Source organism: Amycolatopsis sp. Poz14, from assembly GCF_006704225.1.
In the GTDB taxonomy this organism is placed as follows: Bacteria; Actinomycetota; Actinomycetes; order Mycobacteriales; family Pseudonocardiaceae; genus Amycolatopsis; species Amycolatopsis nivea.
In genome coordinates, this window is sequence record NZ_JACLHD010000001.1 from 8,906,596 (window position 1) to 8,918,655 (window position 12,060).

The following is a 12,060-nucleotide window of genomic DNA, read 5'->3' on the forward strand; positions in this document are numbered from 1 at the left end:
AGCCCGGGTTTTGCCGTTGACTGGCGAATCGAGCGTGCGGTTCGGAATGCGCCGGATGCTGGCTGGCTTTAAGTAGGACGTACGGCGACCGAAGGAGAGTGCGAACCGAGATGCGAGCCATCACTTTCGCCGAGTACGGCGGGCCCGAAGTGCTGCAACTGAACGAGGTTCCGACACCGGAGCCTGGCCCGGGGCAGGTCCGGGTCGCGGTCCGGCGCGCGGGGATCAACCCGATCGACTGGAAGATTCGTTCGGGGGCGATGGCTGGCGGTGCGGCGCTCAAAACTCCGCAGATTCCGGGGTTGGAGATCGCCGGAGTGGTCGACGCGGTGGGCGACGGTGCTGAATTCGGCGTCGGAGATGAGGTGTTCGGCTGGTCGGCGACCGGCGGATACGCGGAGTACGCGCTCGGCGGTGCGATCGTTCGCAAGCCTGTCGGCCTCTCCTGGGAAGACGCGGCTGCGTTGCCGGTTGCTGGCGAAACTGCGTTGCGCGTGTTGCGGCTGCTCGACGTCAAAGCTGGCGAGCTGTTGGTTGTCCACGGAGCGAGCGGCGCTGTCGGTCGTTTCGCGACACAGATCGCGGTCGCATTGGGCGCGACGGTAATCGGGACGGCTGGACAACACAATCTCAATGAGGTGAAAGCGCTGGGTGCGATTCCAGTGCGTTACGGCGACGGGTGGCTCGAGCGGGTCCGTGCAGTGGCGGACCGACCGGTCGATGCGGTGTTCGACGCGTCCGGCCATGGCGTTTTGCCGGAATCGATCGAGTTGCGCGGGTCGAAGGATCGCATCGTGACCATTGCCGACGGTGCGGCCTTCGAACTCGGAGTGCCGTTTTCGTCTGGTGGCCAGGACGGACAGACACAAGAGGTCCTGAACGAGATCCTCGGATATGTACACAACGGGTTGCGGATTGCGCAGGGTAAGACGTTCCCCTTGGCGGAAGCAGCGGCTGCGCAAGAGGAGAGCCGGAACGGGCACCCCGGCGGGAAGCTGACTCTTGCCATTTCTTGACCATGTTCGTCGGCTAGCCTTGAGGACGACACGGCTCGGCAAGTTGGTGTTGCCGGTTTACGGCGACCGCGGCGCGTGGGCCGTTGCCGCTCAGTGGCGAAAAGGCTAAGCACCGTGGGCAGACGCGCCGACGATACGCGACTGTCGCCATTCAGCGGCGAGAGATGTGAGTCGCGGAAATTAGGCGCGCCGACCTGAGTGATTCGCCGCTGGGAGGCGAGTGGCGGATGACGAGGTGGCGGTTACAGGCGACGAGCGGGTAGCCATCCGGCGGTGAGGCGAGTCGGGCGGCTGTCGCCATTGAGTGGCGAATGGGCTGGTCCACTGTCAGCCGAAAGGCTAACCGCGGCTGGGCTGGGAGCCGCGGAGAAGGTGTCGCCAAAAAACGGCAACTCCCCTCCGCGGCCCCGTGACCAGGGGGTTCGTCAGTGCGCAACCGGCTGGGAATCCGCAGGGCGGCCGACGAGAACCCGGCGACGACGCTGCGGCGGGATGCGGACTGTGCCGAGGGCCGAGTGGACAGCCGCTTCGGCAAGGGCGGCCAGCGAACGGCGGTCCTCTGCGCGGCCGGGAGCGATCTCCGGGCACACATGCACTTCCAGCACCAGGCCGCGCAGCGCGGCGACCCGGCGTAAAGACGCGATGAGCGACTCCGGTCCGATGAACGCCGGCTGACTGGTTTCGCGGCCATCGGCGAGGCGGTAGCGGAGGGCGATCGGCCGGACCGGAACACCGCCGTCGATCGCGGCTTGGAAGGTGGCCGTCGTGAAGCGGCCGGAGGCCAAGCCGCACCAGGTGGTGCCCTCGGGAGTCACGTTGACGAGCGCGCCGGCGCGGAGGCTGTCGGCAAGTTCGGACATGGTGTCCGGCAGAGCGCGCAAACGGTTGCGGTCCAGGAAAATGCTGCCCCCGCGACGGACAAGCGCCCCTAAGATCGGCCAGGAGGCGATCTCGATCTTCGCGAGGGCCCGCATCGGGCGCAGCGCGTTGATCGCAATGATGTCCAGCCACGAGATGTGGTTGTTCACCACGAGCGCACCGCGACCCGCGGGGGCGGCGAGGAGGAAGTCCCCGCCGCCGACCACGGACATCCGCACGCCGAACGCCCTCAGCACTGCCCGGAAGATCCGGCGCACCAAGCGTTCCCGGCTCCGGCCGCGAATCACCAGCAACGCCGGCGCGAGCAGCAACGCCGCGAAGACTACTGAAACCGCTGCGGTGAAACGCAAAATCCGTCGCGGCAGGCCGACCGTCGGTGCGCCGTCGGTGAGGCAACCGTCACCGCAGGGCGACGTCGGCATCCATGCGTGGCTCATCCTTGCGCCCCGAGGAAGAACTTCAAGTAACGCTCGTCGACCTGCTGCAGATCAAGAAGGACGAAAAAGTCCGCGACCCCGAAGTCGGCGTCGAGAGCCGGCGGGCCGCACACTTTGGCGCCGAGCCGCACGTAACCCTTGATGAGCGGCGGAAGCATGGCCCGGTCGGGACGTGGGATCGCGCCCGGTTCCCAGGGCGTCAACGGCGAGACGCGCAACGAGTCGTCGGCGTGATGCTTGGTGCGCAAGACATCCCAGACGCCCGCGGCATAGCTGCCGCCGTCGTCGATCGGGACCGAAGCGCACCCGGCGAGATAGCGGTGTCCGGAAAGGAGCATGTAGCGCGCGATCCCGGCCCACACCAGGCTCACGACGGCGCCGCTGCGGTGGTCGGGGTGGACGCAAGACCGTCCGGTCTCGACCAAGGACGGCCGCAGTGCGGCGAGCGTCGTCAGGTCGAATTCGCTGTCCGAATAAAGCTTTCCAGCCTGCGCGGCGCGCTCCGGCGGAAGCATGCGATAGCAGCCGACGATCTCGCCGGTGTTGTCGTCGCGGACGACGAGGTGGTCGCAGAATTCGTCGAAGTAGTCGACGTCCCGGCCGGGCTCCGGGGAATGCAGTTCCGCCCCCATCTCCTCGGCGAAAACCCGGTATCGCAGTTTCTGTGCGGCGAGCACTTCATCGTTCCCGTTGGCTACCAGAAGCGAATACCGCGGAGCGCCTGCGGGAAGGTCGGCACCCGCCTGATCAGTACTGACGAGGAGCTGTGACGACGTCATGGTCAAGGTGTACCTGCCGGTAAGCGGCCTCGGAGAGTGCCAATCGATGACCGGTCAGTGCACGTTGAGTTAATTGCGGGTTCTCAGATTCCTCTCAGGCAGCCGGGAAGCTTCCGGAGAACGCGGAAGGCCGCCGCGTGGCGAGCACGCGACGGCCTTCCGCGCGAAAAGAAAGCGTCAGCCCTTGCGCTTGTCGACCGCGTCGGTCAGCTGCGGCGCGACGTTGAACAAGTCGCCCACCACACCGAAGTCGGCGATCTCGAAGATCGGGGCCTCGGCGTCCTTGTTGACCGCGATGATCGTCTTCGACGTCTGCATGCCGGCGCGGTGCTGGATCGCGCCGGAGATGCCGAGCGCGATGTACAGCTGCGGCGACACCGTCTTGCCGGTCTGGCCGACCTGGAACTGCGCCGGGTAGTAGCCGGAGTCGACGGCCGCACGGGACGCGCCGACAGCCGCGCCGAGCGAGTCGGCCAGCTTCTCCACGACGTCGAACTTCTCCGCCGAGCCGACGCCGCGGCCACCGGACACGACGATCGACGCCTCGGTCAGCTCCGGACGGTCGCCGCCGACGACCGGCTCGATGCCGGTGATCTTGGCGGACTTCGCCGGGTCCTGCGCCGGGATCTCGACGGTCTCCTCGGCGGCCGCGCCGTCGGCGGCCTCCGCCTCGACCGCGCCCGGACGCACCGACACGACCGGCGCGCCCTTGGCGGCCTTGGCCTTGACGGAGAACGCGCCACCGAAGATGGACTGGTCCACGGTGCCGTCAGCGTTCACGCCGACCGCGTCGTAGAGCAGACCGGAGCCCAGCCGCAGCGCGACCCGCGCGGCCACCTCCTTGCCCTCGGCGCTGGCGGCGACTAGCACCGCGGCCGGGGAGACCTGCTCGGCGAGCTTCGCGAGCACGTCGACCTTCGGCGTCACCAGGTAACCGGCGGCGTCGTCGCCCTCGGCGACGTACACCTTCGCCGCGCCGTGGCCGGCGAGCGCTTCCTTGGCCTTCGCCGCGGTGCCGGTCGGGCCCACCACGACGGCGGAGGGCTCGCCGAGGGCGCGCGCAGCGGTCAGCAGCTCGAGCGTGACCTTCTTGACATCACCGTCGACGTGGTCGACGAGGACGAGTACTTCAGCCATTTTCCGGAATCCTCCTCGAAACCGTGTCTCAGATGAGCTTCTGCGCGACCAGGTACTCAGCGACCTTCGAGCCGCCGTCGCCCTCGTCCTCGACCTTCTCGCCCGCGGTGCGCGGCGGCTTCGGCGAGGCTTCGACGACCGTCGACCACGCGTTGGCGAGGCCGACCTCGCCCGCGTCGATGCCCAGGTCGGCGATGGTCAGCGTCTCGACCGGCTTCTTCTTCGCGGCCATGATGCCCTTGAAGGACGGGTAACGCGGCTCGTTGATCTTCTCGCTCACGCTCACCAGCGCCGGCAGGTTCGCCTCGAGGTGGGTGATGCCGTCTTCGGTCTCGCGGTCGGCCTTCACGGCGGAGCCCTCGACGGTCAGCTGGCGCACGTAGGTCAGCTGCGGCACGCCGAGCAGCTCGGCGAGGATCGCGGGCACGGCAGCGCCGCGGCCGTCGGACGCCTCGTTGCCGGCCAGGATCAGGTCGAAGCCCTCGACCTTGCCGACGGCGGCGGCGATGACCTTCGCGGTGGCGATCGCGTCGGAGCCGTGCAGCGCCTCGTCGGAGACGTGGATGGCCTTGTCGGCGCCCATGGAGAGCGCCTTGCGGATCGCGTCGGTCGCGCGGTCCGGGCCGACCGAGATCACGGTGACTTCGCCCTCGCCGGCTTCCTTGATCTTGAGGGCCTCTTCGACGGCCTTCTCGTTGATCTCGTCGAGCACGGCGTCGGCGGATTCGCGGTCAAGGGTGTTGTCGGAACCGGAGAGCTTCCGCTCCGAGTAGGTGTCCGGTACCTGCTTGACCAGGACAACGATGTTCGTCATGGGTCTTCTTCGACCTCCCGGTTGGGGCCGGCTCTCGGCCGCGGGACAGTGCTCTACTGAGCGGTAGATTAGGGGCAATTCCGCGGCCGGACCCCTCGAGGTGACGGCATTCACCTGGATGAGCAATCTAATGGGACCATCGTCCCAGTAGTTGGCCGGTTAGCCCTTCCAGCGCGCCGCTCGCCCGATCGGAGCAACGGTCACTTACTCGCAGTAGGCCGTTAGGGGTTACGCTCCGGCACCATGTCCGCGCACATCGCCGTAGTCACCGACTCGACCTCGTGCCTGCCCGAGCAACTCGCCGCTCAGTGGCGAATCAGTGTCGTCCAGGTCCAGCTGCATGTCGGCGACCAGACGGACGACGAGCACCGCTTCGACCGGAGCGAGCTCATCCAGACGATGAAATCCGGCGCGGCCGTCACGACTTCGCCGCCGGATCCGGGCGCGTTCTTCTGGAGCTACCAGGACGCGGCCTCCGCCGGCGCGTCCGCCATCGTGAGCCTGCACATCTCCGGACGGCTTTCGCAGACCGTCGAAGCCGCCCGCGAAGCCGCCCAGCAGGTCCGGATTCCGGTGCACATCCTCGACAGCGGGACGGCGAGCATGAGTCTCGGCTACGCAGCGGTGTCCGCCGCCCGGGTCGCCGGGGCCGGCGGACAGCTCGAACGGGTGTTGGACGCCGCGGAACGACGAGTGCGCAACTCGACCGAACTGATCTATGTCGACACGCTCGAGTACCTGCGGCGATCAGGACGGATCGGCGCTGCCCAGTCGATGCTCGGAAGTGCGTTCGCGATCAAGCCGCTGCTCACCGTCCGCAATGGAGAAGTGAGCCCGCTCGCCCGCGTTCCCGGCACTAAACGAGCGATGAACCGGCTCGTCGACCTGGCGGTGAAGGCCGCGGGCGACCAGCCGGTGGACCTCGCGGTGACCCGGTTCGGCTCTGACGAGAACGAGATCGTCCGGCGGCTGCGGGAACGCGTGCCGGGCGCGGGCGAGATCGTGGTGGGCGACGCAAGCACCGTGATCGGCGCTCACGTCGGCCCGGGTGCGCTCAGCATCACGGTGTCGCCGTCGAACTGATCTCGATTCGCCGCCCCGGGACCACAAGCACCACGAGCGGCAGCAGGACCGTCACCGCGAGCCCGCCAATGATGAGCACCTGGTCGAGCTGCGGATAGTGCCCGACGTGACCCGCGTGGTAGACGAGGTGCGGGACGGCGAACAGCAACGCCGCGATCGCCACCAGCCTCGCGACAGCTGTGGTGCCCATCACGGCAGCGCCCACCAGCATCGCGCCGAGCGCCAGGCTGAGGCCGCCGAAATCGATGATGAAGTGCTCGTTGTAGGGCCCGTCCATGGAGACCCAGCCATGCCGGAAACCGGGAAAGTCCTGGTAGAACCCCATCGGGTCGAGCAGCGGCCACAGCCCCTGCACCAGGGTGTAGAGACCGAGCAGGATCAGGAGGATGCGCGTGATCGTCCGTTGCATACCGCTGGAACGAGACGGCTGCGCGAAACGTGACAGGCGCTAGGGTCGCGCAGGTGACCAACGCAGCCACCCGGACCGAGGCACTGCACCTCACCGGCGAACGGACCGTCCCCGGCATCCCCGAGGAAAATTACTGGTTCCGCCGCCATGAAGCCGCATACCTCGCCCTCCTCCCCCACTGCACCGACGCGACGGTGCTCGAAGCCGGCTGCGGCGAGGGCTACGGTGCCGGGCTCATCGCCCAGCATGCCCGGCGAGTGCTTGCACTGGACTACGACGTACCGACCACCGAGCACGTCGCACGCAGGTACCCAAGTGTCGACGTCGCGCGCGCGAACCTCGCGTACCTCCCGTTGCAGGACGGCGCGGTCGACGTGGTGGCGAACTTCCAGGTGATCGAGCACCTCTGGGACCAGGACGGTTTCCTCGCCGAATGCTTCCGGGTCCTGCGCCCGGGCGGAAAACTGCTGGTCACGACCCCGAATCGGCTCACTTTCACGCCGGACAGCGACACTCCGCTCAACCCGTTCCACACGCGCGAACTGGCACCGTCCGAAATGGACGACTTGCTGCGCGCAGCCGGGTTCACCGTGGCGGCGCTGAGCGGGCTGCACCATGCGGAATCCCTGCGCACCATGGAAACCCGTTACGGCGGCTCGATCATCGACGCCCAACTAGACGTCGTCATGGGCTCTCTCCCCGGACAGGCCGCCTGGCCCGCCGACCTCCTCGCGGACGTCGCGGCGATCCGGGCCGACGACTTCGCCGTCCACAGCGACGACCTGGACGCGTGCCTCGACCTGGTGGCCGTGGCGGTGCGCCCGTGAGCGTCCGGAATCCCGCCTACGAAGGCACGTTCTGCCTCGTCCTGCACAGCCACCTGCCGTGGCTGCCGCACCATGGCAGCTGGCCGGTCGGCGAGGAGTGGCTGTACCAGGCGTGGACGCATTCGTACCTGCCGGTCGTCGACCTGCTGCGCCGATTCGCCGCTGAGGGGCGACGCGACGTCCTGACACTCGGCATGACACCGGTTCTCGCCGCACAGCTCGACGATCCGTACGCCATCCGCGCCTGCCACGACTGGATCGGCCATTGGCAGCTGCGCACGCAGCACGCATCGACGCTCTGGCACGGCGATCCATTGCTGCGCGACTTGGCAGCCGCTGAGCACCAGGCCGCGATGCACGCCACCGAAGAGCTGGAAACGCGCTGGCGGCACGGTTTCTCGCCGGTTCTTCGGTCGCTTGTGGACAGTGACACGATCGAACTGCTCGGCGGGCCGCTGGCGCATCCGTTCCAGCCGCTGCTGGACCAGCGAGTGCGACGGTTCGCTCTCCAGGCCGGGCTCGAGGACACCGCGCTGCGCATTGGCCGCGCACAAGAAGGTATTTGGGCACCTGAATGTGGTTACGCACCGGGGATGGAACAAGATTATCACGATGCCGGTGTGCGACGCTTCCTTGTCGACGGCCCTTCACTCCATGGTGACACTTCGGCCGCGCATCCCGTCGGAGACTCCGACGTCGTCTGCTTCGGCCGCGATCTCGAAGTCACCTACCGGGTTTGGTCGCCGAAAGCCGGCTATCCAGGCCATGCCGCGTATCGGGATTTCCACACCTGGGCACATGAAGTCGGACTGAAGGCGTCGCGCGTCACCGGAAAAACCGTTGAGCCACAAGACAAAGCTCCATACGATCCTGCGCTCGCCGCAGACGTTCTAGGTTCGCACGTCAAGGATTTCGTCGAGACAGTCGTCGCGCGGTTGAGGTCTCTCCGCGAGCAACATGGCCGCGAGTCGCTAGTGGTTGCGGCATACGACACGGAACTCTTCGGACATTGGTGGCACGAAGGGCCCGCGTGGCTCGAAGGAATCCTGCGCGCACTGCCCGAAGCAGGCGTCCGGGTGACCACGTTGCGCGGCGCGCTCGAGGCTGGCCACCTAGGCGAACCGGTCCAGCTGCCCGCATCCTCATGGGGTTCCGGCAAGGACTGGCGTGTATGGGACGGCGAGCAGGTCGCGGACATGGTGCAGGACAACACCGCACTGCAGGCCCGCCTGCTCGACCTGGTCGATAAGCAGGATGGGACCACTCGCGACGCCGTTGCCGATCAGGCCGTCGCCGAGGCGATGATGGCACTGTCCAGCGACTGGGCGTTCATGGTCACCAAAGACTCCGCCGCCGACTACGCCCGCCGGCGCGCTCGTGTGCACACCGAGCGGTTCGACGCCTTGGCAGGGTTGCTGCGCAGCGGAGATCGCTCTCGCGCGCTCGCCCTGGCCGAGGAATACCGCCGGGCCGACGGCCCGTTCGGACATCTGGACGCGCGCACCCTGCGGCGTCCTCGCGCATGACGATCGAAAGGAACTCCATGGGAATCCGCGACCTGCCCCTCAAGACTCTGTCTGGCGAAGACGCCACTCTTGGCGGACCGCTGGCCGGCAAGACGCTGCTCGTGGTGAATGTGGCGTCGAAGTGCGGGTTGACGCCGCAGTACACCGGCCTGGAACGCCTGCAAGAACGCTACGGCGACAAGGGCTTCTCGGTCGTCGGGTTCCCCTGCAACCAGTTCGCCGGTCAGGAGCCAGGCACGGCGGAGGAGATCCAGACGTTCTGCTCCACCACGTACGGTGTGTCTTTCCCGCTGTTCGAAAAGGTCGACGTCAACGGCGAAGACCGGCACCCGCTCTACGCGAGCATCACGGAAACTCCCGACGCGGACGGCGAAGCCGGTGACGTGCAGTGGAACTTCGAGAAGTTCCTGATCAGCCCGGACGGCAAGGTGCTCGGTCGCTTCCGGCCGCGCACGGAGCCCGAAGACGAGACGATCGTCGCGGCGATCGAAGCGGCGCTGCCTGCTTGAGCTCCGGTCCTGCTCTCCGGCCAGCGTTCATCGCGGCCGGAGGGCATTTGCCGTTTTTCGGCAACTGCTGGCAAACGCCGAGGCGGCTGGCTTCCCAAGGAGACAGCGCTAGCCGTTTGCTGCCGTTGCCGCTCAGTGGCGAAAGATCCGGCGTTCCTCACCTCTGCTTGTCCGCGGTGGTGTCGCCACTTATCGGCGACTGACGACCAGCGCCATAAGTCGCCACGAGTGGACGTCACCGCGCACCACAACGTCAGGCCGGTGCCACGACCGAGGATGCCGTCGCCGTTCAAAGGCTAATTCGGCAGTGACGTCGGCACAGCACGGTGGACGGTGACCCGCCATGTCCGAACTGGACGAAACCCTGGCAGCTTCGAAACACCGTTGGCCAGTTCGTCGCCAGTGAGCGGCGAATCGCAAGTCGGCCTGGTTCGTCCCCCAGGCCGCAGCCCAGTGCAGGGCTGCCTGTCTCGCGTTGCCGCTCAACGGCGAATTGCAGGTCAACGGCTGTCCGAAGCCTCGCCAGCCAGTTCGGCCGCGGTCTTCACGTCGGGATACGAACCACGCGCGATCACCGCTCGGTTGTGGTTCGCGGCGTCGGTGAAGTCGAGCTTTTCCACTCGGCGGTCGTAGGTGAGGAGGCCGTTCACTTCGTTCTCTACATCAGTGGTCTGAGTATAGATCGCGCCGGACAACCCCAGATCGGAAACCAACCGTTCGAGGCGTTCACTCACCTCCGCGTACCGGCGAGTGAGATGCGTGGAATCCGCCGTCATTTCGTAGGCGTTGGGCGGACCTGGCCAAATGTGGTCGTCGAGCACCAAGCCCAGGCCGCCGTATTCACCGTCCACCAGGGCGCGATGGTCCCCCTCGTGCGGCTCCCCTGGCCCGACGTAGGTGTGGTCGTCGTAGATGTCGCCAGCACCAGTGTCGGGGCGAGAGAAACAGCAGTTCACGCCGCTGTTGGCGATCACCAGCCGAGTCGGGTCGAGTTCCTTTACGAGCGCGGCAATCCGGGCAGTGTCGAATTCTCCCCAGCCTTCGTTGAACGGCACCCAGGCGACGATCGACGTGACGTTGCTCAGCTGCGCGACCATTTCCCGCAGTTCGGCCTCGAACCGTTGTTGTCCTTCGGGCAGCGGATCCGGCGCGTGCCCGGGCGGTCCGGCGAACGAGACGACCAGTGACGGCATGTCCTGCCAGACCGCCAAACCCAGCCGGTCCGCCCAGTAGTACCAGCGCGCGGGTTCGACCTTGACGTGCTTGCGGACCAGGTTGAACCCGAGTTCCGTCGTCTTCTCCAGATCGAACCGGAGCGCCTCGTCTGTCGGCGCGGTGTAACCGCCGTCCGGCCAGTAGCCCTGGTCGAGTGGTCCGTGCAGGAAGGTGATCCGGCCGTTCACAGCGATCCGTGGCTGTCCGTCGACATCCGGGACGATTTCTACCGTTCGCAGGCCGCAATAACTGGCGACTTCGTCCAATACATCACCGTGCGCATCGAGAAGCCGGACGGTGATGTCGTAGAGAAACGGATCGTCGGGAGACCACGGATGCGGTTCCGGAAGGTTGGCTCGCAGCCGCGCGCCGGCGGAGCTCCGAACGCGTACTGCCTCGTCGCCGTTTGGCGGCGAAACGATCAGCTCCACTTGAGCGCCACCGGTGACCTGCGGGAACACAGAGACGCCTGATAGGTCCGAGGTGATTTCGAGGAAGGAAACGCGCTCGTTCGGCACCGGCTCGACCCAGACGGTCTGCCAAATTCCCGACGTCGGGGTGTAGCAGATACCGCCAGGTTCGTTGCGCTGCTTGCCGATCGGGTACGGCTCGATGTCCGTACGGTCCTCTGCGCGAACGGTAATTTCCTGCGGTCCCGATGCACGGAGCGCGTCTGTGATGTCCGCGGAGAACGACGTGTACCCGCCCTCATGGGTGACCACCGTCTGGTTGTTGACCCGAACCTCGGCTTTCTGGTCGACTGCACCGAAATGCAGCAACACCCGTCGCCCGCGCCAGCTTTGCGGAACCTCGAACAACCGCCGATACCAGAGCACTTCGTCGCGTCGGCCGATTCCGGAGAGCGCCGATTCCGGCGCGAAGGGAACCAGGATGCGCTCGCTGTACCCGACAGGGCGCGGCTCCGCGGGCGAAGCGGGCCATCCTGCGTACTCCCAGACGCCGTTGAGGCTCAGCCATTCCGGCCGGCGGAGCTGGGGGCGTGGGTACTCGGGCAGCACCGCGGCCGGGTCGACTCGGTCGGTCCACGGGGTGGTCAGTGGCGGATCCGCTCGCTGCCATTCGGGCTCTGTTGGAGTCATCACTGGTCATGGTGGCATGAGAATCGCGTTCCGCGGCATGGCTTGGGCGCCACCTGGGCAGCCGACGACCCAGGCCCTGCGCGACGGTCATGTCGGCTGTCGGTGGTCGCTGGCTGGCAACTGGTCCTCGGTGGGGGGTCCCCCGGCGAGACGGTGGAGATGCCGTCGACAACCTCATCGCCACTGAGTGGCTAATCGCTGGTCAGCAGCTCGTCAGCGCGCTTCGCCCGCGGGCGCAGTAGGCGTGCCGCGGCGCGTGAGGGTTGCTGGTCGCGGTGGGTGGCTGCAGCAGGAACGTATGTATTCGGCCTGGTGCTCCCTGCGGACCG

The 12,060-nt window shown here is 66.9% G+C and carries 11 protein-coding genes; 5 read left to right on the top strand and 6 right to left on the bottom strand.

Annotated elements, in window-relative coordinates:
• Positions 1 to 110: 110 nt before the first annotated feature.
• Entirely contained in the window at positions 111 to 1,016 is a 906-nt protein-coding gene (locus FKO37_RS41400; protein ID WP_037811813.1) for an NADP-dependent oxidoreductase, read from the top strand.
• 425 nt (positions 1,017 to 1,441) lie between these two features.
• Here FKO37_RS41400 and FKO37_RS41405 read toward each other — a convergent pair whose 3' ends face one another.
• The 4 genes from FKO37_RS41405 to FKO37_RS41420 form a co-directional block, all read right to left on the bottom strand.
• Positions 1,442 to 2,332, bottom strand: coding sequence for a 1-acyl-sn-glycerol-3-phosphate acyltransferase (locus tag FKO37_RS41405; RefSeq protein WP_037811814.1), 891 nt, complete (start codon positions 2,330 to 2,332; stop codon positions 1,442 to 1,444).
• On the bottom strand, positions 2,329 to 3,111 hold the full coding sequence (locus FKO37_RS41410) for a GNAT family N-acetyltransferase (RefSeq protein WP_037811815.1): 783 nt from the start codon (positions 3,109 to 3,111) through the stop codon (positions 2,329 to 2,331). Before FKO37_RS41410 ends, FKO37_RS41405 begins: the two co-directional genes overlap by 4 nt.
• 177 nt (positions 3,112 to 3,288) lie before the next feature.
• A complete protein-coding gene (locus FKO37_RS41415) occupies positions 3,289 to 4,248 on the bottom strand; it encodes an electron transfer flavoprotein subunit alpha/FixB family protein (RefSeq protein ID WP_037811816.1) in 960 nt (319 codons plus the stop codon).
• A 28-nt stretch (positions 4,249 to 4,276) separates the two neighbouring features.
• On the bottom strand, positions 4,277 to 5,062 hold the full coding sequence (locus FKO37_RS41420) for an electron transfer flavoprotein subunit beta/FixA family protein (protein WP_037811817.1): 786 nt from the start codon (positions 5,060 to 5,062) through the stop codon (positions 4,277 to 4,279).
• 243 nt (positions 5,063 to 5,305) lie between these two features.
• On the opposite strand from FKO37_RS41420, the gene FKO37_RS41425 reads away from it, so the two are divergent.
• Positions 5,306 to 6,145 (top strand): DegV family protein, encoded by an 840-nt coding sequence (locus FKO37_RS41425; RefSeq protein ID WP_043839119.1) that lies wholly within the window; start codon positions 5,306 to 5,308, stop codon positions 6,143 to 6,145.
• Here FKO37_RS41425 and FKO37_RS41430 read toward each other — a convergent pair.
• The gene (locus tag FKO37_RS41430; protein ID WP_037811819.1) at positions 6,123 to 6,554 is read right to left on the bottom strand and encodes a hypothetical protein; all 432 of its coding nucleotides are present in this window, start codon (positions 6,552 to 6,554) and stop codon (positions 6,123 to 6,125) included. The two genes, FKO37_RS41425 and FKO37_RS41430, sit on opposite strands and share 23 nt — an antisense overlap.
• Before the next feature lie 53 nt (positions 6,555 to 6,607).
• Between FKO37_RS41430 and FKO37_RS41435 the strand changes: the two genes are divergently transcribed.
• The 3 genes from FKO37_RS41435 to FKO37_RS41445 are packed head-to-tail and all read left to right on the top strand — an operon-like array spanning position 6,608 to position 9,416.
• Complete coding sequence (locus tag FKO37_RS41435) at positions 6,608 to 7,381, top strand: bifunctional 2-polyprenyl-6-hydroxyphenol methylase/3-demethylubiquinol 3-O-methyltransferase UbiG (protein WP_238607922.1); 774 nt, start codon at positions 6,608 to 6,610, stop codon at positions 7,379 to 7,381.
• Positions 7,378 to 8,907: a glycoside hydrolase family 57 protein gene (locus FKO37_RS41440; protein ID WP_238607923.1), complete on the top strand. Its 1,530-nt coding sequence runs from the start codon at positions 7,378 to 7,380 to the stop codon at positions 8,905 to 8,907. The genes FKO37_RS41435 and FKO37_RS41440 overlap by 4 nt, the downstream gene beginning before the upstream one ends.
• Positions 8,908 to 8,924: 17 nt before the next feature.
• A complete protein-coding gene (locus FKO37_RS41445) occupies positions 8,925 to 9,416 on the top strand; it encodes a glutathione peroxidase (protein ID WP_037811822.1) in 492 nt (163 codons plus the stop codon).
• A 500-nt stretch (positions 9,417 to 9,916) separates the two neighbouring features.
• On the opposite strand, the gene FKO37_RS41450 is transcribed toward FKO37_RS41445, so the two are convergent.
• On the bottom strand, positions 9,917 to 11,731 hold the full coding sequence (locus tag FKO37_RS41450; protein ID WP_037811823.1) for a glycoside hydrolase family 2 protein: 1,815 nt from the start codon (positions 11,729 to 11,731) through the stop codon (positions 9,917 to 9,919).
• Positions 11,732 to 12,060 lie beyond the last annotated feature (329 nt).